16 protein-coding genes are annotated in these 22,820 nt (G+C 46.1%); 9 read left to right on the forward strand and 7 right to left on the reverse strand.

Features of this window, described 5'->3' with window-relative positions; genetic code table 11:
- Nucleotides 1-78: 78 nt before the first annotated feature.
- Nucleotides 79-1,194 carry a D-TA family PLP-dependent enzyme gene (locus tag DR864_RS24660; protein WP_114069459.1) on the reverse strand — a complete coding sequence of 372 codons (1,116 nt, stop codon included), beginning with the start codon at nt 1,192-1,194 and terminating at the stop codon, nt 79-81.
- Nucleotides 1,195-1,636: 442 nt separating this feature from the next.
- Between DR864_RS24660 and DR864_RS24665 the strand changes: the two genes are divergently transcribed.
- Nucleotides 1,637-2,632 (forward strand): ribonucleotide-diphosphate reductase subunit beta, encoded by a 996-nt coding sequence (locus tag DR864_RS24665; protein ID WP_114069460.1) that lies wholly within the window; start codon nt 1,637-1,639, stop codon nt 2,630-2,632.
- Nucleotides 2,633-2,771: 139 nt separating this feature from the next.
- Here DR864_RS24665 and DR864_RS24670 read toward each other — a convergent pair whose 3' ends face one another.
- Nucleotides 2,772-3,386 carry a deoxynucleoside kinase gene (locus DR864_RS24670; RefSeq protein WP_114069461.1) on the reverse strand — a complete coding sequence of 205 codons (615 nt, stop codon included), beginning with the start codon at nt 3,384-3,386 and terminating at the stop codon, nt 2,772-2,774.
- A 255-nt stretch (nt 3,387-3,641) separates the two neighbouring features.
- Between DR864_RS24670 and trhO the strand changes: the two genes are divergently transcribed.
- Both trhO and DR864_RS24680 read left to right on the forward strand, forming a co-directional pair.
- Nucleotides 3,642-4,616 (forward strand): oxygen-dependent tRNA uridine(34) hydroxylase TrhO, encoded by a 975-nt coding sequence (trhO, locus tag DR864_RS24675; RefSeq protein ID WP_114069462.1) that lies wholly within the window; start codon nt 3,642-3,644, stop codon nt 4,614-4,616.
- Between the two features lie 285 nt (nt 4,617-4,901).
- Nucleotides 4,902-8,453: a carboxypeptidase-like regulatory domain-containing protein gene (locus DR864_RS24680; RefSeq protein ID WP_114069463.1), complete on the forward strand. Its 3,552-nt coding sequence runs from the start codon at nt 4,902-4,904 to the stop codon at nt 8,451-8,453.
- Between the two features lie 169 nt (nt 8,454-8,622).
- Here DR864_RS24680 and DR864_RS24685 read toward each other — a convergent pair whose 3' ends face one another.
- From DR864_RS24685 to DR864_RS24700, 4 genes are all read right to left on the reverse strand, one after another.
- Complete coding sequence (locus DR864_RS24685; protein WP_114069464.1) at nt 8,623-10,137, reverse strand: sulfatase family protein; 1,515 nt, start codon at nt 10,135-10,137, stop codon at nt 8,623-8,625.
- Between the two features lie 123 nt (nt 10,138-10,260).
- Nucleotides 10,261-11,433 (reverse strand): sialidase family protein, encoded by a 1,173-nt coding sequence (locus tag DR864_RS24690; protein WP_114069465.1) that lies wholly within the window; start codon nt 11,431-11,433, stop codon nt 10,261-10,263.
- 275 nt (nt 11,434-11,708) lie between these two features.
- The gene (locus DR864_RS24695) at nt 11,709-11,918 is read right to left on the reverse strand and encodes a heavy-metal-associated domain-containing protein (RefSeq protein WP_114069466.1); all 210 of its coding nucleotides are present in this window, start codon (nt 11,916-11,918) and stop codon (nt 11,709-11,711) included.
- 117 nt (nt 11,919-12,035) lie between these two features.
- Nucleotides 12,036-14,252 carry a heavy metal translocating P-type ATPase gene (locus DR864_RS24700; RefSeq protein ID WP_114069467.1) on the reverse strand — a complete coding sequence of 739 codons (2,217 nt, stop codon included), beginning with the start codon at nt 14,250-14,252 and terminating at the stop codon, nt 12,036-12,038.
- Nucleotides 14,253-14,594: 342 nt separating this feature from the next.
- Between DR864_RS24700 and DR864_RS24705 the strand changes: the two genes are divergently transcribed.
- The 6 genes from DR864_RS24705 to DR864_RS24730 all read left to right on the forward strand — a co-directional run bounded on the left by DR864_RS24705 (nt 14,595) and on the right by DR864_RS24730 (nt 22,323).
- Nucleotides 14,595-16,883, forward strand: a complete 2,289-nt coding sequence (locus DR864_RS24705) for a glycosyl hydrolase family 95 catalytic domain-containing protein (RefSeq protein WP_114069468.1) — start codon at nt 14,595-14,597, stop codon at nt 16,881-16,883.
- 188 nt (nt 16,884-17,071) lie between these two features.
- On the forward strand, nt 17,072-17,863 hold the full coding sequence (gene surE, locus DR864_RS24710) for a 5'/3'-nucleotidase SurE (RefSeq protein ID WP_114069469.1): 792 nt from the start codon (nt 17,072-17,074) through the stop codon (nt 17,861-17,863).
- Nucleotides 17,864-17,969: 106 nt separating this feature from the next.
- Nucleotides 17,970-19,547 carry a GH3 family acyl-acid amido synthetase gene (locus DR864_RS24715; RefSeq protein ID WP_114069470.1) on the forward strand — a complete coding sequence of 526 codons (1,578 nt, stop codon included), beginning with the start codon at nt 17,970-17,972 and terminating at the stop codon, nt 19,545-19,547.
- 200 nt (nt 19,548-19,747) lie between these two features.
- Complete coding sequence (locus DR864_RS24720) at nt 19,748-20,239, forward strand: hypothetical protein (RefSeq protein ID WP_114069471.1); 492 nt, start codon at nt 19,748-19,750, stop codon at nt 20,237-20,239.
- Nucleotides 20,240-20,329: 90 nt separating this feature from the next.
- Nucleotides 20,330-21,421 carry a sensor histidine kinase gene (locus DR864_RS24725; protein WP_229599466.1) on the forward strand — a complete coding sequence of 364 codons (1,092 nt, stop codon included), beginning with the start codon at nt 20,330-20,332 and terminating at the stop codon, nt 21,419-21,421.
- Nucleotides 21,422-21,513: 92 nt separating this feature from the next.
- Nucleotides 21,514-22,323, forward strand: coding sequence for a LytR/AlgR family response regulator transcription factor (locus DR864_RS24730; protein WP_114069472.1), 810 nt, complete (start codon nt 21,514-21,516; stop codon nt 22,321-22,323).
- Nucleotides 22,324-22,338: 15 nt separating this feature from the next.
- On the opposite strand, the gene DR864_RS24735 is transcribed toward DR864_RS24730, so the two are convergent.
- A complete protein-coding gene (locus tag DR864_RS24735) occupies nt 22,339-22,773 on the reverse strand; it encodes a DUF2147 domain-containing protein (RefSeq protein WP_114069473.1) in 435 nt (144 codons plus the stop codon).
- Between the last annotated feature and the right edge of the window lie 47 nt (nt 22,774-22,820).

A 22,820-nucleotide genomic window follows, 5' to 3' on the forward strand; every position in this document is an offset into this window, starting at 1 on the left:
CCGCTACGGCGGGTCACGCAAAGGCGCTAGGACGCAAAGAGATTCACGCTTTGCATCTTAGCGACTTTGCGTGTTTTTTTAAACCGTAATTTTTCTTTTTCTACCCAATACCTGCCAAGTATCGGTAATAGACTGATTTTCGACGACGTAGGCTTCGTCATAGAGGTTGACGGTGGGGCAAACGTGATACGGAACTCCGTACAAAACATCACCTACTTTTATCCCTTCCCAATCGCTGACTTGGATCACACCATGCTCTTCACTTTGGCCGAAAAACTCATAGTTTTCCAAATTTAGAAAACGAATCCGTTTATCAATGGGGTTTTCGGCGGCTACCGCTTTATGCCCCATATCAATGGTAATAATTCCCTTTTTAGGTTTTGAAATCACCCGGGTCAAGACCAAGGCTGCGTACTCAAAAGGTTGTTCGGGGAGTTTGTCGCCGTAGCCCCAATCCCACAATACGCACGTGCCAGGACTGCAATAGATTTCGTTGTGCAACGCGTGCGAAGTAAAGGTAGGAGTACCGCCCGCGATGATAATGGGCTTGGGTAAGCCTGCCTCCTCAATGGATTCTATAAAATGCTGAACGTCCACAAAGCCCGTTTCAACTTCGTGTTTACGTGTTTCAAAATCAGGCGTTCGCAGGTGCCCGTCGTAGACGTGCAAGCCGTGGCATTTGAGGTTTGACAGTTCGTATAGGTGTTTGTATAACGAAAAAATAGTGTCGTCGAGCGGGTGCCCTGAGCGGTCCATGCCGCTATTGACGTCTACAAAAATGTTACTGATAAGGCCATATTTTTCAAAAACCCGATTGTGGTCATTGGCTACGGCTTCCGTATCAATGAGAGACGCAAAAAATACGTCGGGATATTTTTGACACAGCGCAACCAATCGTTCAATTTTTGGCCCGACCAATTGGTGGGCAATAATGAGGTGTTTGGCACCTGCTATCGCGGCCATTTCAGCTTCGGCAATGGTGGCGCATTTAAACTTGGAAATACCCGCTTCCAGCATCATTTTCACGATTTCGGGCATTTTGTTGGTTTTTACGTGGGTATAAAGTCGGTCGGCACTTCCCGCAATGGCAATCATTTTTAGGATATTTTGCTGAACGCGTTCTTTATAAATCAGCAAAGAAGGAGAGTCGGCTTCTGACTCATTTTGAAGGATATACCAAGGGTTGAGGGTCATAAATGGCAAAGGTTAATCATGTCTTTGATATTTCTTAGATGTCTAAAGGCAATATATAATATGATCGAAAAGTTGTGATTTTTTTAACAAGATGAATGAAACTAAAGTTACTATCGCGGGTTATATTAAAAATTGACAAAGGATATTCTGTGGTGCAAAGCGGCCGATTTGGGAAAAGATAAATGTGGTGTAATACCCCAACAATGACCATCAACGGATAACCTTTATACGTATCAATGGTAAAAAAAAAAGAATTTATTTGATGAATGTATTGATAACCTTTGAGTTGTAAAATGCATAATAGGAATATTCTCAATAAATCTCGAAAGCATAATTGCCTGAGCACCAAAGTTAATAAATTTGTTACGTCGAACTAAGACGCGGAGTTGAGTATTCATTGATAATTAATTTTTTTTACACACTTTTTTAAAAGACCTATTGTATGTCAAATTTATTAGATGCTTCTGAAGAGCCGTTATTGGTTGAAGACCCCCACCGTTTTGTGCTTTTTCCGATTAAGCACCACGACATTTGGCAATTTTATAAAAACCACGAAGCGGCCTTTTGGACGGCAGAAGAGATTGATCTTGCCTCTGATTTGCAGGATTGGGAAAAACTCAATGATGGTGAGCGCCACTTCATTTCGCACGTATTGGCATTCTTCGCGGCATCAGATGGAATTGTGAACGAGAATTTGGCCGTTAATTTTCTGAAAGAAGTTCAGTACGCCGAAGCGAAGTGTTTCTATGGATTTCAGATTGCCATGGAAAATATCCACTCCGAAACCTATTCTTTGTTGATAGATACCTACATCAAAGACCCAACCGAAAAAGACCGTATGTTGCGGGCCATTGAAACCATTCCTTGCGTGCAGAAAAAAGCCGAATGGGCATTGCGTTGGATTGGCAACGGCACATTTGCTGAGCGCCTCATAGCTTTTGCGGCCGTTGAAGGGATTTTCTTCTCGGGTTCATTCTGCTCTATTTTCTGGTTGAAAAAACGCGGTTTGATGAAAGGGCTTTCATTTTCCAACGAGCTTATCTCGCGTGACGAAGGCTTGCACCGCGACTTTGCTTGCTTGCTCTATACCGACCACATTGTCAATAAGTTGCCTGAGGAAACGGTGTACAGCTTAATCAAGGATGCGGTAGCCATTGAGCAGGAATTTGTGACCGAATCGTTGCCAGTGTCGTTGATTGGAATGAATTCTAAATTGATGAACGAGTACATCGAATTCGTGGCCGATCACTTGTTGTTGTCGCTAGGCTTGCAAAAAGTCTATAATGCGGTCAATCCGTTTGATTTTATGGACATGATTTCGCTTCAGGGAAAAACCAATTTCTTCGAGAAGAAAGTGGGCGAATACCAGAAAGCTGGCGTGAAAAACTCCAGCAAAGAAAGAGAAGTACAACAACTGAGCTTCGACGCTGATTTCTAAGTCAGATTTACAGTTTAATAAAAACAGAAAAGGGAGCCGAACGCTCCCTTTTCTGACTTCTGACTTCTGACTTCTGACTTCTGACTTCTGACTTCTGACTTCTGACTTCTGACTTCTGACTTCTGACTTCTGACTTCTTCTACCGATACCCCAAAGCCTTGTTCATTTGCTGAACAATGAAGTCAAAATCTTCGGGTTGGTTTTCAAAATCAAGGCTGTTGACATTGATGGTCAATAAAGTCCCGTCCAGATAACTGTGGGCAAAGTTTTCGTATAACTCATTTAGATTCAACAAGTATTCGTCAGAAATGCTTTGCTCGAAATCGCGGCCACGTTTTTGAATTTGGCTGCGGAGTTTGGGTAGATCTGCCTGTAGATACACAATCAAATCGGGGGCTTTGATGGCGTTTATCATCGTTTCGTACAGCATCAGGTAATTTTGGTAGTCGCGCTCTTCCATCAACTTGGAGTCGGCCAAGTTTTTGGCAAAGATGAACGCATCTTCATAAATCGTCCGGTCTTGTACTACGGTTTGGTAGTGCATGGAGCGGATTTTTTGGGCCTGCGAAAAGCGACTGTTGAGGAAGAAAACCTGTAGATTGAAAGACCAACGGGCCATATCTTCGTAAAAATCGGCTAAGTAAGGATTGCCTTCTACGGCTTCGTACAATACGCCCCACTTGTAATGTTCTGATAGTTTACGCGCTAGTGTGGTTTTGCCCGCACCAATGTTTCCGGTAATTGCAATGTGCATTGAAGTAAAAAAGTTAACCGTTAGTAGTAATATATTTGGGGTATGAGATTTGCTGTTTGAGACGTAGAAATATACGAAAAGTCTGCGAAGATAAAGAGATTTTGCGCTTTTTCTGCCGTATATGACCGTTGTCAATTATTGACTGGTTATAAATTTGTATTTTTGCAGGAAACTTATCTGGTCAAATTTTCTTTTAACTGATTGAAAAAGAGCAAATGTCCAGCCGTTTGCGTAACAAACAACCGTTTTTTTGTGATGAAGCCTTACAGTGTCCTTTTGTATTATCAATACGTGCCCATCGAAGATGCCGAGGCGTATCGTGATGCGCAGCACGAGTTTTGCGTAAATAATAATTTGCTTGGACGTATCATCATCGCTCCCGAAGGGCTCAACGGAACCGTGTCGGGGTTGGTGGCCGATTGTGAAGCCTATATGAAATGGGTGAAAGAAGACCCACGTTTTGCCACGATTGACTTTAAAGTGGAATACCATGAAGCGCACGCGTTTCAGAAACTACACGTGCGGCTGAAAGAAGAAATTGTTAATTCAGACCTGCCCGTTGACCCATTGAAACAAACGGGAACGCACTTAGAGCCCGCCGAATTTAAGCAGATGTTGCAAGAAGACCCTGATTTGGTGGTAATTGATATGCGCTCCAACTACGAGCACAGCGTCGGGAAATTTAAAGGTGCCATCACGTTTGATATGGAAAACCTGCGCGAACTCCCCGAACACATCAAGGAAATTGAGCATCTCAAAGGGCAAGGCAAAAAAATCGTAACCTATTGTACGGGCGGTATCAAGTGCGAAAAAGCCAGCGCGTATCTTTTAGATCAGGGCTTTGATAATGTATACCAACTCCACGGCGGCATCATCAAATATGGTTTGGAAGCAGGTGGCGAAGACTTTGAAGGAAAATGCTACGTGTTCGACAATCGCCTTACGGTGGATGTCAATCACGTAAACCCTAAAGTGATCTCGAAATGCTACGTGTGCGGTACGGCCTCCGACCGTATGGTCAACTGCGCCAACAACGACTGCAACATCCACGTACCAATGTGCGAAGAATGCGGCTGGAAAATGGAAGGAGCCTGCTCCGAAGAATGTAAATGCAGCCCCAACAAGCGCGTCTATAACGGCACCGGCTACTACCCCAAAAAGAGCGACCATTATACGCCATTGCAGGGATTGAAAAGCTTCAAAAAGTCGATGAAGAAAGAAGAAGCGTAAAAATATAGAATCACATAAAGGCGCTGAGGAGCAGAGGTTTTCTTTGCGGCTCAGCGCTTTTTTTATGAATTGAATACAGATCTTGGCAATAAACTATTCAAAACCGTGAAGCATACCAGGTCGTCGGTACAGTTGTATCTATTTAACGCCTGAACAGGCTCATCAAATGGAGAGCTTCGAAACGAGAGAAAAGCAAAAAGTACAATTTCCGGAAACCATTTCAATGACCAAAAATAAATTCTAAATTTGTTAAGTATTTTGCTGATATACAGTAGCATAATAACTATGCGTTGCTCGTTCTTAATCGCTTGGATAAGTGTCGTTCTACTTTTGGAATCAACCATGCTGTCTTATGGGCAAACGACAGCCGTTCTGACCGGCTACGTAGTAGATGCCACGACGGGAAAACCCATGCCATTTGCCAATGTATATGTTAATGGAAGCACGCGAGGGGCTGTTACCGACGAAAAAGGTGCGTATACCCTTGTCGGAATTCCACTTGGTACGGTTGAGGTTGTTGCTTCGTATGTCGGTTATCAGCCTGACAAACGCACCTTCCGATTTGAGAATTCGTCTCCCCAAAAAAACGATTTTCGGCTGAAAACAAGTGAACAAACGCTGGAAACCGTGATAGTAAGGGGTAATCCGAAGCGCCGGGAGCAATATTTACGTCAGTTTAAAAAGCAATTTTTCGGCGAACCATTTGGTGGACAGTGTCTGCTTGTAAACAGTGATGTTCTGAATTTTAATGAAGATAACGATCATCTGTATGCGACGGCTACTGAGCCGTTAATTATTGATAATCAGGCGCTGGGGTATCGATTGGTTTATGATTTGCAACATTTCGATGCTGCTGCGTCAGGAAAGGTTTATTCTGCGGGCACTGCCCGTTTTGAAGAACTAAAACCCGAAAGCGAACGGCAGGCTAATCGCTTTCGACGTAACCAGCTGACTGCCTATCACGGATCTATTCGACATTTAATGGCCAGCCTCATTGATAATACGTTCGAGCAGGCGGGCTTTCTGGTTTATCAGGAAGATGTTACCAAAATGATACCCCTGGAACAGCGGTCAATTACGTTGGCCGCTGCGGTTAGCGACTACAAACGTTTGGTTCCCATTAAGGTTTCTACATTGATTCAGCCCGGTCGATTATCGACCGAACGCCGATTGGTTTCGCCCATGAAACTGATCGTATTCTATAAGCATGCGTCCTCGGGTTTCTCGCCCTATCCCGATGCTCCTTACGCATATACGGAAATGAACTTGCCCGGCGGTCAGATACAAATGACCGTCGATGGGGTTATTACGATGCCTGAAGGTATGTTAGTCAAAGGCTCGATGGGTAATGACCGGCTATCGACGCTGTTGCCCGCCGATTGGAAACCCGAAGGGGATGAAAAGGAGTCATTGACAAACGGCCCGTTGGCGATACAGGGAAAACTTGCGCCACCTGACTCCTGCATAGGACATCTCGCTGCGGCCTTCAACGAGCGATTCAAGTTGTCGGCTCCCACATTGTTTGTGCACATCGATAAACCCTTTTACGCCACCGGAGATCGGCTCTGGATGAGTACTTACTTACTCGACGCGGTTAATTATCGGCGAGCCGGTGGCGAAACGGCCATGCATGTCGACCTGCTTACGTCAACAGGGAAATTGGTGCAGCACCAATGGGTGCGTATCGTTGACGGACGTGGAGAAGGCAATTTTCGCCTGTCGGATACCCTCATGACGGGAACGTATCACCTACGCGCCTATACCGATGAAGATGACGCCCAGCGACGCCCGGCTTTCGAGCGGTCTGTGACTATCCATAATCTGCTTCGGAATAACTTATCAGTGCTCAGTGATTCTGTTCCTCAGCCATTAGACGTTCAGATTTTGCCGGAAGGCGGGCGCTGGATTTCGGGATTTCCGGCGCGTTTGGGCGTAAAAATTGTACAGCCCAATGGGCATGGCTTGTCCATTGCGGGACGTATTGTCGATGACTTGGGAGTTGAAATCGTTCATTTCAAGACCAATCAGCAGGGGATGACCAGCGTGTCGATGGAGCCAAAGGCGCAACGAACGTATTACGCCGACTTAACGTATAACAACCGGCCGCAACATGTTCCTTTGCCCAAACCCGAAACCGAAGGGCTGTTGCTTTCAGCCGATGCAATCAGTGATACAACCCGTTTGGCGTTGATCATAATGAGCACTAACCGGGCCGATACCGACTCTGTATATATCCTGATTCAACAGCGCGGTCATGTCATTGAACAGCGGAAAATTCTCCTGCAAAACGGGGTGGCGAAGATAAGCTTGCCCATGATGACCTGGTTGCCGGGCCTTGCACAGATCACCCTTTATGATGCCACGGCCAAGCCTCAAGCCGAAAGATTGGTATTTGTGCCCGAATTCATTGCGCCGGTACGTGTACTGATGAGTTTTAACAAAAATCGGTATCAGCCTCGCGAGCAGGCCATCCTGAGTGTAAATCTGAATGATAATGGATTACCTGTACAGGCTGCTTTATCAGCGTCAATTACCGATGCCAATCAAGTGTTTGATGATACCGCTGAAGCTACCATGCACACACACTTGTTGCTGACGGGAGAGCTTCGGGGACGTATCGAAAACCCCAATCAATACCTGAAGAATCCCTCTGCCGAAACCCGTCAAGCGCTGGACGACCTGCTGCTGACGCAGGGCTGGCGACGTATCAGCGGTACGCCCGAAACGGAACAGTCTGGCGGTGTGTCGCTCATGGGCCGCATTTTAAATGCGAAAAATCAACCCATACCCGGCGCGCAGATCATCGTGGTATCGACAGACCCTGGGAAATCCTTAGCAGTTTCGGCAGGTGCTGACCAACAGGGGCGCTTTCGTCTGGGGGGAATGGCCCTTGCCGATACCCTACAGTTAATGGTACAAATCACGGATGGACAATCAAAAAAACTTTCTGCCAAAGAAGCCTTTCCAGTCTTGGAAGTACCCGGCAAACAATGGGAATCCGGTTATAAAACTGCGGCCCCAAATTGGTCGACGCTCAGGGCCCAACTGGAAACGGCTCGAATTCGGCAGGAAGCAAACGCCGATTTTTACCGCGACAAAACGGTTCAAGTCTTGCAGGAAGTGACGGTTCGAGCGCGTAAATACGAAGAAAGACCGGAAGATATTCAACAGCGCAGTTTGCACAATGCGGCTGATGCCGTTCTTATAGTTGATGACAAATCGCCGGTTTACCAAAATCTGTACGAAATGATTCAGGGGCGATTGACGGGCGTGACCGTTAAACGGGAAGGGGCCATGCAAGCGCGTAGCTATAAGGTATTTATACGGGGTGTGAATAGTTTCAAAAGTGGTATGCAGCCCTTGTATTTGATGGATGGTGTGCCCATTCAGGACCCAGACGGAACTGCTTTACTGTACTTTAATGCAGGAGATATTGAACGTGTCGAAGTGCTGAAAAATGCCGGTACTGCCGGTACATACGGGGTTCGGGGGGGAAATGGTGTCATTGCTTTTTACTCAAAAAGCAAACGGTCTATGCAGGGAAGCGCGAAATCCGAGCCGGGAATGATGTCGATTCAATTCGTTGGTTATCCGTCGGTGCAGCGCGAATTTTATGTACCACGTTACGATGCGGAGGTAACCGCTGGTAGCATTTCTGGCCCTGTCGATTATCGGGATGTTCTATACTGGAAACCAATCATGCAAACCGACAGTCAGGGGCGCAGTCAGCTGCGTTTTCCGCTGTCAGACGTAGTGCGGACGTTGCGCGTTGTAATACAGGGCATTACGGCCGATGGTCGTCCGGTGCTGGGCGTTCAGTTAATCAGGGTTCAATAACGCAGTGATTTATTTACTCCGGATGGGCATAGGCTCACTTCTTCACCGAGGTCTGGGTCTCCACCTAAAGTATTTGTATATATTCTATGAGATACAGACTTAGGATATGCCCACAATCATTCGTATTTCGTCATTCAAAACTGCGGCGGTGGACCGCTCGTCATTCTTTTCAAATCCCTTCCTTCCTTAAAATTTCCCTGGCTTCCGTGTCTTCATATTGATTAATAACCTTCTTTAAATCAATCAATAACTGTTTTTGAATGGCTTTGTAGGCGGGATTGCCGTACTGATTTTTGAGTTCGTCCGGGTCCGTTTTGAGGTCGTAAAGTTCCCAATATTCACCGTCATTGTAGAAGCGAATCAGCTTGTAGCGGTCGGTACGGATGCCGAAGTGCGCTTGTACACTGTGCTCGGCGGGGTATTCGTAATAGTGGTAATAGGTTGATTTTCGGGGCGTTTTGCTGAAAAATGATTGTCCTTGCATGTCTTTCGGAACAGTGATGCCTGCTTCCTGCAAAATTGTGGGCGCAAAATCGGTGTTGTTGTGAATGGCGCGGTCGATTGTCCCTGGTTTGATGCGCTTTGGGTAGCGTATCAGCATCGGCATGTGGTGAGATTCTTCGTACATAAAGCGCTTGTCAAACCAACCGTGTTCGCCCAAATAAAAGCCTTGGTCGGAAGAATAAATCACTAAGGTGTTCTCGGCCAAACCCGTTTTGTCCAGATAATCTAACACTCGGCCCACGTTGCGGTCAAGTGAGCGGAGTGTGCCCAAATAATCCTGCATATAACGCTGGTATTTCCATTCGTCGAGGGCACGGCCCGTTAAGTTTTGTTTCTTAAAGTCGTCCGTCACTTGGTCATAATACGCCAACCACGCCTTGCGCTGGGCGGGATTCATACGCTTTACAAACTCATCATTTTCGGCACCTACTTTCAAATCTTCCTTCAGGCGCATGGTTTTGGTCACGGTCATGTCCTGACGTTTGGCGGCGATACGGCCTTCGTAAGTGTCGTAAAATGTTTTGGGCAATTGAAATTTGACATTGTCAAACGCCCGCAAATCGCCCGTGTCGGGTAGCCAATTGCGGTGTGGGCATTTGTGGCCGATGACCAGACAAAAAGGCTTTGAGTCATCGCGGTCGCTGCTCAGCCATTTGAGTGCTTTATTGGTGATAACGTCGGTGGCGTACCCTTCGTGACGAACGGTTTTGCCGCCCATTTCATGAAAGTCAGGATTGTAATACGCCCCTTGACCTGGTACCACCGACCAATAATCAAAATACTGCGGTGTGGCCTGTAAATGCCATTTGCCAATCCAACTCGTTTGATAACCAGCCGCTTGGAGGTATTTAGGGTACATGCTCTGACCCGCGTCAAACTGGGTTGAGTTGTCTCGGTGGCCATTTTTGTGGCTAAATTTACCCGTCAGCAGCGTGGCACGGCTCGGTGCGCAAAGAGAATTGGTGCAAAACATATTTTGGTACAAAGCACCTTCCTTGGCCAATCGATCGATGTTGGGCGTTTTGATATATGGGCTGCCGTAGGCACTTATGCCTTGCAGCGCGTGGTCGTCCGAAAACAGAATGATGATGTTGGGGCGCTTGTCTTTGGGTTTGAAAGACAAAAAGCCAGTACCCAACAGGCACATAAAGAGAAAGAGAGGAAGGATGGTCTTTTTCATATCATAAAGAACAATAAAAGAATATTTACCACAAAGGGCTCAAAGAATGGTGCAAAGGTATGCAGCGGTTTTGTGCCAACGTCGGCGAGGACTGCGCGTCTGCGGTTTGAAACCTAGCCGACGTTATTTTATCAGCCATTCGTAACTAAAGGAAGCATAAACGATCTGTGTATAGTCATTTTTTTCGTACAACACGCCAAGGGCATTATTCTGCTGCACCACCAAATCCGAATACGCCGACGGGTCTTCATATGCCTTGGCGGCACCGTAAATTTCTTTGCCTGCCGACCAGCTTTTGCCATCATCATAGCTGACGCGAACGGTCAGTTTATCGCGTTGGGTTTGGCTGTTGTTGTTGGAAAAAATCAATACTTTTTGCCCTTTTTGGGGCTGAAAATCAATCATGCTTCCTTGGCAAATGGGGTCGGGTAGGTCAGTCATGATTTTTACGTCGTCCCAAGTTTCTCCCGCGTTTTTGGTAAAGGCCTGAATCCGGTACTTGGCATCTCCTGACTGGTTGCGGCAATTGAAAACCAAACTTCCATCCGAAGTTTCGGCGGCGATGGCCTCGTTACTGCTGGCGTAGGCTACGTTGGGTGAAATTTTAAAAGTTTTTCCGTGGTCGTCGCTGTAAAAAGCGTGGGCCACATAATCCCGGGACTCTTTTTGAGGCGGCCCTGCAGAGTGATTGGCGGGAATAAAAAGTCGGCCTTTGTACTTTCCTTTTTGAATTTGCAGACCGTGGCCTGGGGTATTGGCGTATGAGCGCCAGTCTTCTTTGAAATTGTAGGCAGGATTTACGCTAGGTTTATTGGGTTTGGAAACCTGCGTTGTGATATTGACGGGCTCCGACCAAGTTTGTCCGCCATTGGTGCTGGTCTTATACCACACTTCCCGAATGGCTTTCCCCTCGCGGACTTCCTGCTCGTGGGCGATGCCCGTATTGTAAAACAAAAACAACCGACCTTGGGGGAACCGCTTATCTGTCAAGTCAAAAACGGGGGCTTGATTGCCTGCTTGGTCGTTGCCGTTATCGGCCACGACTTGCAAATTCCCCCACGTCGCGCCGTTGTCGGTGCTGCGTTTCATGACAATTTCAACATCGCCAAAATCCCCGCAGTTGTTGCGCCTCGCTTCGGCAAAAGCCAATAAGTGGCCGTTGGGGGCTTTGACAATGGCTGGAATACGGTAACATTTGTAGCCGTTTTGTCCGTTTTGGAAAACCACGGTTTCTTTGGGGGCTTGGGCATTTCCCCAGAATGGAATCAATAAAAGTAAAAATAGACGTAAATGCATATTTGCGACTGATTAGGCGGTGTTTGGTTGGGCCTTGAAAAGCGTTTGTATTTTTATTTAAAGAAGAGAATGCCTGTAAAGTACTACCAGAGGCGTATAAATCTGGGACAATTTTGTCGAAAATGCACAAAAAATAAAAATTTGCCTAGGTGATGGCCCAAAATCAAGCTGATGCTCTGGAGAGGAGGGGAGTGCAGGCGGTAAGCTTAAAAATAGAAAATCGGAGAATGAACGTGTTCCATTCTCCGATTTTGTCTTCATAATATATTATATTGCTATACTTCGGCGGCTTCAAACCCAGCCTTCTGAATGGCGGTTTGGATGAGTTCGCAGGTTAGATCTTCGCCCGATACAGTCAGGATTTTTTCGGGATTGTTGGTGTCAACTTTCCACGCCTCTACGTTTTCGAGTTGATTCAAGAAAGGAGTTACTTTTGCTACGCAGCCTCCGCAATTGATATTGGTTTTGAATTGTAAGGTTTCCATGATTTGAATAATTGATGATTGTATGATTTTTATGGATGTAAGAGGTAAGAAATAAGAGGTTTGTTTTCTGTGTACTTCTGGTTTCTTATTTCATGCCTTTTAATTCTTACTTCTTGATTATAATTGCTTTAATTTAAGTCTCAGACTGTTTCCTACCACCGACACCGAACTCAGCGCCATGGCCGCGCCCGCAATCATCGGATTGAGCAAGAAGCCGTTGAGTGGGTATAACACGCCAGCGGCCAGCGGAATTCCGATAAGGTTGTAAATAAACGCCCAAAACAGATTTTGATGAATGGCCGCTACCGTCCATTTAGAAAGGCGAATGGCCTGCGCAATTTTGTGCAAATCGCCAGAGATAAGCGTCATTTTAGCCACGTCCATGGCAATATCTGAACCTCGACCCATGGCAATGCTCACATCGGCCATGGCTAGCGCGTGGGAGTCGTTGATGCCGTCGCCGACCATGGCTACCACTTTGCCCGTTCGTTGTAATTCTTCCACAAAAGCGGCTTTGTCGGAGGGGAGCACTTGGGCTTTAAAATGGTTGATTCCCACTTGCTTCGCTACTAGTTGTGCCGTATGGGCATTGTCGCCAGTCAACATATAAACCTCAATTCCTTGATTTTGAAGTTCTTCAATGGCTTTGGCCGATGTTTCTTTGATGGGGTCAGTAATGCCAAAGGCGGCGATTACCTTGGTTTCGTTGGCAAAAACAATGACTGTTTTTGCCTCCAATTGCCACTTTTCAATGGGCGATTCCGACAGAGATAGTTGTCGCTCGGTCATCCATACGGGGCTGCCGACGTAATAATTTTCTCCATCGACGGTCGCTTTTACCCCCCGACCCGTTACGTTTTCAAACTGCTGCACCAAGCGCGTTTTGACACCCTCCATTTTCAAATGATTCACCACGGCTTCGGCCAGTGGATGAGCCGATTGACTTTCGATGGCGAGCAAAATGCTTTTTTGAGTTTCATGGTTTTCCACCCAAAAACTGTCGGTAAGCGTAGGTTTCCCTTCCGTAATGGTGCCCGTTTTGTCCAAAATGATGGCATTCACCCGATGGGCCAGTTCCAGACTTTCGGCATCTTTGATGAGAATTCCGTTTTCAGCGCCTTTGCCCACGCCCACCATGATGGCCGTTGGGGTAGCCAATCCCAGCGCACACGGACAGGCAATGACTAGGACCGTAACTGCCGCCAGTAAGCCTTGCGACAGGGCATTTTGGCCTCCTAAAATGAACCAAGCCAAAAACGTCAGAATGGCAATGCCAATGACAATCGGGACAAAAATACCCGCGATTTTGTCGGTCAACTTTTGAATCGGAGCTTTGCTTCCTTGGGCATTTTGGACCATCTGGATGATGCCCGCCAATAGGGTTTCACCGCCGATTTTCTCTGCAATAAATCGGAAACTGCCCTGTTGATTGACCGTTCCAGCAAAGACTTTGGCTCCTTTGGTTTTCTCAACCGGAATAGGCTCGCCAGAAAGCATACTTTCATCCACAAACGAGGTGCCCGAAAGTACTTTTCCATCCACGGCAATCTTGTCGCCGGGCTTGACAATGATGCGGTCACCGATGCGGACTTGGGCCAATTCCACTTCTTTTTCTTCGCCGTTTTCAATAATCCATACCGTATGCGGTTGTAGGCCCATCAGCTTTTTGATGGCCGAGGAGGTATTGGCTTTGGCTTTTTCTTCGAGCAATTTCCCCAACATAATAAACACAATCACAACGGCCGCCGCCTCAAAATAGACGTGCGGGTGAAGCCCCCGGCTGTGCCAAAATTCGGGGTATATGGTGTTAAAAAGGCTGAATAGGTAGGCGATTCCGGTGCTTAACGCCACGAGCGTATCCATGTTGGATTGCCCGTGGCGAGCTTGTTTCCAGGCGTTAATAAAAAAACTTTTGCCAAACAGGGCCAATACGGGCGTGGTCAGGGTCAGCATAATCCAATTGGCGTAGGGCATTTCCATAAAAAACATGCCGATAACCACCACGGGAGCGGTTAGGATACTCGCCCAAACCACATTGTTTTTGAGTGATTGTACGTGGGCTGTTTTTAATTCAGCTTGCTTTACTTGGGCATTGGCGGTATCCAAAATCAAGTCATATCCCACGGCCTGCACCGATTTTTTGAGGGCTTCGGGGGAAGTTTGGGCGGAATTGAAAGTGATTTGAGCCGTTTCGTTGGCAAAGTTGACGGCACATTCCAATACCCCTTCCTGTTTGTTGAGGACGTTTTCGACGCTGCTCGCACAAGCCGCACAGGTCATTCCCGTCACAGGAATCGTTATTTTTTGTTGGTTCTCTATCGTGAGCGTTTCCATGCTATTGTTGATTTGACGGTACAAAGGTACAGTGCTTAGGTGGGGGAGTTGTTACACGATTTTTGGTAAAATTTATACTTTTATCGTTTCGGTTAAGGCCTTTGAATTTGAGCACCTAAAAACAATTTACAACTTGTGAATACGCAACATCTAAACGCCGAGTCAGGTTCTCAAAACTCAGCGTATCAGCCAAATATTGGGTTTCTCGGCAACTTTATTTTATACCATGATGGCAGCAAAAAACGGTTTTCTGTTACTTTCTTTTTCAATTGCCTGAAATAATCGAATATCTTCGTACTAAGTAAGAATGTGTCAGTTCCTTTTAATACAAAACAACTCGCCATGTTAAAACGCCTTCTCTGCCTATTTTTGGGCATCTTCTTAGGGTTGACCGAAGTAGCCGTTGCCCAAGTTGCAGCCAAACACGACTTGATTTTTGACAAACTCCCAACGCGTTGGGACGAAGCACTGCCGTTGGGGAATGGTTTTATTGGAGAGTTGATTTGGCAAAAAGGCAATAATCTACGCTTCTCTCTCGACCACGCTGAACTGTGGGATTTACGCCCGATGGAAGGCATGAAAAAGCCCGAGTTTACGTATGCATGGGTACAGGAGCAAATCAAGAAAAACAACTACGCCGCTGTACAGCAATACGGCGATGTACCGTATGAACGGGAGCCTGCTCCGAGCAAGATTCCGGGCGCTGCATTGGAAATAGAAAGCCAAACTTGGGGCGAAGTAAGCTCCGCTCGGGTGGATATACAAAAAGCCATCGCCGAAGTAAAATGGGCCAACGGGGCCAAACTTACCTCTTTTGTTCATGCTTCCTCGCTGCTAGGTTATTTTCGGGTGGAAGGTGTGAAAGATTTAAAAATCAGTTTATTAACTCCAAAATATGAAGGAGAAGTAGACAAAACAGCTGGTGGGTCGGTAGCGGGAGATGATTTGGCGCGGTTGGGCTACCAACAGGGAAAAGTGATTCAACAGGGAAACGCCTATACCTATCGCCAAAAAGGCTGGGGTGGGTTCGAGTACGAAGTAAGTGTACGCTGGAAACCGCTCGGTGCCGATGTATGGGAAGGGGTTTGGGCGATTTCGGCGCATTATCCCAACAAGCCTAAACCAGCCGCCAATACATTGACCGCTAAAGTAGTCCCCTTTGAAAAAGCGGTCCTAACACACTTGTCTTGGTGGAAAAATTTCTGGGCTAAATCGAGTGTTGAGTTGCCAGATGCCGTGTTGGAAAAACAGTATTATCTGGAACAGTATAAATTTGGCAGCACGGCCCGTCGGGGGGCACCGCCGATTTCATTGCAAGCAGTTTGGACGGCCGATAACGGCCGATTGCCACCGTGGAAAGGCGATTTTCACCATGATTTGAATACGCAGTTAAGTTATTGGCCTGGCTATACCGCCAATCATTTGGAAGAAACCCTCGGCTACCTTGACCACCTCGACCAAAATCGCCCCGCGTACCGTGAGTATACCAAATGGTTTTACCAAAGTGAGGGAATCAATGTTCCTGGCGTGACCACGCTCACGGGGGTACCGATGGGCGGATGGATTCAGTACTCGTTTTCGCCGACAGTCTCTTCGTGGCTGGCGCAGCATTATTACCTGCAATGGCGCTATAGTATGGACCGTGATTTCTTGCAAAAAAGGGCCTATCCGTGGTTCAAAGAGGTGGCGACATTCTTGGAGAAAAATACGTTTCTGAACGCACAGGGACACCGCCAGCTTCCCATCAGTTCGAGTCCAGAAATCAATGACAATCGGGTAACTGCTTGGTTTTCTGAGAATACGAACTATGATTTGTCGCTCATGCGTTTTACGTTTAGCAAAGCCGCTGAGTTGGCGGCAGAATTGAAACTACCGCAGGAAGCTGCGCATTGGCGGGATATTTTCGGCCAGTTTGCTCCTTATGCCCTTTCTGAAAACGCCGAATTGAAATTCGCACCGTCGTTGCCCTATAATCAATCACACCGGCATTTTTCGCACGTGATGGCCATTCATCCTTTGGGGGAAATTCGCTGGGAAAACGGAGAGAACGATCAAAATATTATCAAAAATAGCCTCGCTTTGCTCGATAAAATTGGGCCAGATTGGTGGTGTGGCTACTCGTATGCGTGGTTGGGTAGCCTGAAAGCGCGCGCCAAAGATGGCACAGGCGCGGCCAAAACGTTACGCACTTTTGCGACGGCGTTTTGCTTACCCAACTCCTTTCATGCCAACGGCGACCAAACGAAATCGGGCTTGTCTAAGTTTACCTACCGACCGTTTACACTGGAGGGAAATTTTGCGTTTGCGGCGGGAGTACAGGAGATGCTGGTGCAAAGCTATGCGGGTTTTATTGAAGTGTTTCCCGCCGTACCTGCCGATTGGAAAGACGTTTCGTTTAAAGAACTACGGGCTGAAGGTGCCGTGTTGGTCAGCGGAAAACGCTCGGGCGGCTTGGTGGACGAAGTCATTTTAAAATCAGAAAAAGGCGGTATGGCGCGCCTTAAATTGCCCTTCAAAACACACTTTGTAAAGGAGAAAAAAGGGGCTGTGCTGGAGAAAATGGAGAATGAATTTGTGGAAGTTAGTTTCGAAAAAGGTGGGTTCATTGTTTTTAAAAATGGATACGAATAACTAAAAAGGCGATTCTGGCCGATGGACGCATAAAGACCAGTCATTCAGTAGAATAATTGTCGTTGAATCTCGTTTATTTTAGTGCTTTCTCGATAGAATGACTGTGGTAATGCGATGGTGAAAATCAAAAGTGAAAATCTGGCGATTTGTCTGTAACTTTGCCCGCCTAAAATGAGAAATAACCCATTATGTATCCTCCAAAACCGCTAATATTAGTTAGTAATGACGATGGCATTACATCGTTAGGAATCAGGACGTTAGTAGAGTTAATGCAAGAGTTGGGCGACGTCGTCGTGGTGGCCCCCGACAGCCCCCAATCGGGGATGGGGCATGCGATTACGATTGGGGAGCCATTGCGGCTTCATGCAACGGAGATTTTTAAAGATGTAAGGGCCTACGAATGCAGCGGTACGCCAGCCGATTGTGTAAAATTGGGCAAGCATTATGTGTTAAAAGACCGTACTCCCGACCTGGTAGTGAGTGGTATCAACCACGGGTCCAACAGCTCTATTAGTATCTTGTATTCTGGTACGATGTCAGCGGCCATCGAAGCGGCTATTGAAGGGATTCCAGCTATCGGATTTTCGCTATGCGATTTTGCTCCGAATGCTGATTTTTCGCACGCTAAACCCTACATTTTGCAGATTGCAAAGGCCGTTTTGGAGAATGGATTACCCAAAGGGGTGGCCCTTAATGTGAATTTTCCAAAAAAATCTGATGAGCCACTGAAAGGAACGCGCATTTGCCGCCAAACCAACGGAAAATGGGAGGAAGAGTTTGAGAAAAGAAAAGACCCGCACGGGCGTAGTTATTTTTGGATGGCGGGAAAATTTGTCAATTATGATGAAGGTATGGAGGATACCGACGAGTGGGCACTGGCCAATAACTACGCCGCAGTAGTGCCTTGTCAGTATGATATGACTGCCTATCAAACGGTTGAGTTAATGAAACAGTGGCAGTTGGAAGAAATAGAAAGTTAGAGGCAGAAAGGTAATTGAATCTTTGCCGCATCATCTTAAAAACTCTCTCGAAAATAGACCTTTCAGCTTATGAAAAATCAACAATCATTTAAAAAAACCTGCTAGCATGGCACTTTTAGGAAACTTGTTAAAAGGAGGACTAAAGCTGACCGTAAGCATTCAGCGTGAGAAAAACAATCACGCAAAAGTGCAGCGAAAAACGTTGAGCAAGCTTCTTGCAAAGGCGCGTTATACGCAGTTCGGTGAAAAGTATAATTTTGAAGAAATACTTAATACCGCCGTTTTTGACGAAGGCAATACGTTTTACGAAAAATACAAACAGTTCGTTCCCGTTCATAATTACGAAAAAATTTTCCGTGAATGGTGGCATAAGGCACATGAAGGAGAAAAAAATGTATGCTGGCCCGGGCGGGTCAAATACTTTGCGTTGAGCTCGGGTACGTCGGAGGCGGCGTCGAAGTTCATCCCCGTTACCAAAGCCATGACCAAATCGTTTCAGCGCACGAGTATTCGTCAAATCCTATCATTGGGGCGGTACGAAGAATTGCCGAGTGACCTTTACGAAAAAGGCTTCTTGATGATTGGCGGCAGCACCGACCTGAGCTCTATTGACGAAGGGCGTTTTCAGGGAGATGTGAGTGGCATCAATGCGGCCAATATTCCTTTTTGGTTTGAGCGATATTATAAACCTGGGCCTGAGATTGCCCGCGAGCGTGACTGGAGCCGGAAGCTGGAAAAAATCGTGGAAGAAGCCCCCAACTGGGACATTGGTTTTATGGCGGGTGTTCCGGCTTGGCTCCAAATTATCATGGAGAAAATCATTGAACGCTACAAGCTTAAAAATATCCACGAAATCTGGCCAAACCTCAGCGTTTTTGGCCACGGTGGGGTTTCTTTTGAACCTTATCGCGCTGGTTTTGAAAAACTCCTCGGCCGACCGCTTATCTACATTGATACGTATCTGGCATCAGAAGGTTTCATTGCTTTCCAAAATCGTCCGCATGCTGATGGGATGCGTTTGGTACTCGACAATGGCATTTTCTACGAATTTGTACCTTTCAACGAGAAAAATTTTACCGAAGACGGAGAACTTGTCCCCAATCCGCAAACCCTGATGATTGATGAAGTGGAAGAAGGCGTAGACTACGCCCTGCTGATTTCCACCTGCTCAGGAGCGTGGCGCTACCTGATTGGCGACACGATTAAGTTTGCCAACAAACAACGCGCTGAAATTACCATTACGGGGCGTACAAAGCATTATTTGAGCCTTTGCGGAGAGCACCTTTCCGTCGAAAACATGAACAAGGCAGTGGAGCTGAGCGCCGAAGAGTTGGGAATCACCGTGAAAGAATTTACGGTAGCGGGCATTCGCCACGATTCGCTTTTTGCGCACCAATGGTATATCGGCACCGACGACGAAGTTGACGCCGATGCCCTGCGCGATAAGATTGATGGCCACCTCAAAGTGCTCAATGATGATTACATTGTGGAGCGGCGGCATGCCTTAAAAGATGTCTTTGTGACGGTTTTGCCTTCGGCTACTTTTTTGGGTTGGATGGCCAAAAGGGGTAAAATGGGCGGACAAAATAAGTTTCCACGTGTTCTGAAAAAGAACCTCATTGATGAATGGGAAGCGTATTTACTGGAACAAGGACTACAAGTTGAGACCGTTAATCTAAAATAAACGCCACTTTCTAAGCCTGCTTTATTCCGATTCATAGGCAGGAAATTACACTTCAGCGAGCTGCCAGTTGCTACTGCCCTTCGACAAGCGCCATCTTTGCGTTGTCGAAGGGCAGTATTTTTTTGCGTCGTTTATCGCATTAAGTTATTTCTCTCACGGCACATTCATACAACCACTTTAAAAAAACAAAAAAGTAAGCCATGAAACGAATTAACTCTTTTATTGCGGCCACAATGGCCATTCTGTTGATGACCCTTGCAGGGTGCAAAAAAAATGAAATCGAAAGCGAGCCCGCAGATGGCCTCCCTTTTGTGGGTAAACGAATGGTACTTTCCTCCTTTATCATGGATCCCGCGGTCGACTTTGACGGGGATGGAAAAGTGGATCCTGATTTGATGGTTTTTTTGCCAGACTGCGAAAAAGACAACGTCATGATTTTTGAAAAGGGTGGCAGATTGTCGGGCGATAACGGCGCCAAGCGTTGCGATGATGACAGCCCTGGGCAGGGAAACACAGGTAGCTGGACGTATGATGAACAGACTAAAATGTTGCGTATTGTGGATGGCGTCGACAATACCGATATTTCGGAGTTGAAAGTCATCGAGGCTTCCTCTAAAACCCTGAAAGCGCAGGTAGAAGTTGAAGAAGATGGTTTTGTGATTAAAGCCATCATGACTTGGAAAGCGCTATAAACGAGCTCCTCGAAATCTGAAAATTTGGAGTCGTTTGCCGCTGGCAGGAAAGGCAAAAAGAAGGTATTTTCAATCAAAACAACTACAAGATTGACCCGATTGAATGACAGATGGCTACGTATCATTGGCATCACATTGTTGATGCTGATGAGCGTATCTGTCAATAATTACCTCCAAATGCCATTCAGTTGGACGGTTGCCGGGCGGTTGATGCTTACAATGACTTCTATTGTGGCTACTTGGCACCTCAATCGTTTTGTTATTTTTAAGTTTAGAGAACAGTATCCTCTGGGTAGCCAGATTATAAAACGGCTTGTTTTAACGTTTTTGACGGGGATGCTCGGGACTACGCTGGTGCTTTGGCTGACGGGTATTGCAAGGCACTGGCTTATTTATCAAACGCTGGATGATTCTATGATCCAACACTATGTCACATTTACAATCAACAATCATCGTCTTTCACTGTGGTTTTATGGAGTCGATTTTGTAAAGGCAGCCATTATGTTTCTACTTTTTTTGCCGGTGTATGAGGCGCTTTTCTTTGCTGTCGAATCCCGAGAAATAAAAAACCGACTTCAGCAATCAGAGCGTGAAAAAGAAGCACTGGAGAAAACCAATCTTCAAAGCCAATTGGAAGCGTTAAAGCAGCAAGTAAACCCGCATTTTTTGTTCAATAGCCTGAACGCTCTCGGAACCCTCATTGAGGAAGACCCACCGCAAGCCTCCCTTTTTCTGGAAGAATTGAGCACGGTGTATCGTTATTTATTGCGGAGCAATGAGCAGAATCTCACCACTTTGGGGGCTGAACTGGATTTTATTCATTCGTATACACATTTGCTCAAAACGCGCTACGGAGCAGGGTTAAAGATTACTATTCATGTCGATTCTGTTCACGAAGCATTTTTGCTACCTCCTCTGACGTTGCAATTGTTGGTAGAAAATGCCGTTAAGCACAACATTATTTTGCCCGAACAGCCGCTTTCTATTTCGATTTTTACGAACTCCGACAATCAATTGGTGATTACCAACAACTTACAGCGAAAAAATACCAAAATACACTCAAATGGCCTGGGGCTCAATAATATCCTGACCAAATATAAAATGTTGGGGCAGACTGTTCCGACCATTCTTGAAAATGAAAGTCAGTTCTCGGTTAGGTTGCCTTTGATAAGATATAATTGACGACTCAAAGCCCTTTTGTACCGTTTTAAAAACTCAATTCTTGAAAAATAGACGATTATGGTCGATTTTTAACCCATTAATCTTTGCTCACTATGAAAATTTTAATTATCGAAGACGAGGAACTGGCCGTTCGAAAATTGTCAAAATTGTTGTTGGATTTGGATGAAAGTATCCAAATCGTAGGAACCTGCGCCAGTGTAAGGGCGTCAGTGGCTTGGTTGAATGCTCACTCGAACGAGTCAGCGGCGCGGCCTGATTTGATTTTAATGGATATAGAGCTGGCCGACGGGCAGAGTTTTGAGATATTTGAACAAACCAGCGTGAGTGCTCCCGTCATTTTTACGACTTCGTACGATGAATACGCTTTGCGCGCTTTTAAAGTCAACAGTATTGATTATTTGCTCAAACCCATCAAGCGGCATGAGCTAGAAGCGAGTTTGGAGAAGTACAAACGAACGCATCATAATCAAAACGGAGCATTGGCTGGAAAAAATGAAACCAGCAGTGGGGTAGACATTGATGCGTTGGTGCAGCAACTCCGTCAACACATTCAGCCAGCGGATTATCGGCGGCGTTTTTTGGTGAAACACCTGCAACAATGGGTGCCTGTTGAGGTGAGCGATATTGCCTATTTTTATTCCGAAGAAGGCGTCAGTTTGTTTAAAACCGTTCACAATCAAAAGTTTTCGCTAGATTACCCGTTAGATGAACTAGAGGCGATGCTTGACCCCGCCCACTTTTTTCGGGCCAATCGTCAATACATCGTTCACATCAACACGGTGCAGCAGGTTCATCCTTATTTTAACAATAAACTGAAGCTAATTCTCAAGCCAAACACCGACGATGAAGTGCTGGTAAGCAGAGAGCGGGCCACGGATTTTAAGCGCTGGATGGGTAAATAAAAACGGAGGGCAGCATTATTGGGCTTTGGTCCAAACCGTAGTTTTGCCAAATGCCGCAATGCCTACGTATCCCCTGATTTCTAACTTTCCGTCTTTTAGTTTCAGAAAACCGTCGTAGGTTTTGCCGCTTTTGGGGTCGTACACTTTTCCATTTCGCCATTCATTTTGGTAGAATTCAAATTGTTCCAGAATGGGCAGGTTTAATAATGGTCGTCCCTTCAATAAAGCGTTGGTGTTGTTGGCATCTTTTCGGGATGTTTTGCCGTCGGCTTCGTAGAGTTCTTTTCCCCAAATCAGTTTTCCGAAATAAAGATTCCCTGATTTGTAAATTCGGATTTTACCGTCTTTTTCGGCGTTAAACCAATCGCCCAAAATCGCATCGACATTTTGAGAAAAAGTAATGTTGCTGATTAAAAATAGGAATAGAGCGGCAAAAAGTATTGTTTTCATAGTCTTGCTGTGAATGGCTGATTCAACTTTACATAACTAAAAATTTA

The organism is Runella rosea (assembly GCF_003325355.1).
Classification (GTDB): domain Bacteria; phylum Bacteroidota; class Bacteroidia; order Cytophagales; family Spirosomataceae; genus Runella; species Runella rosea.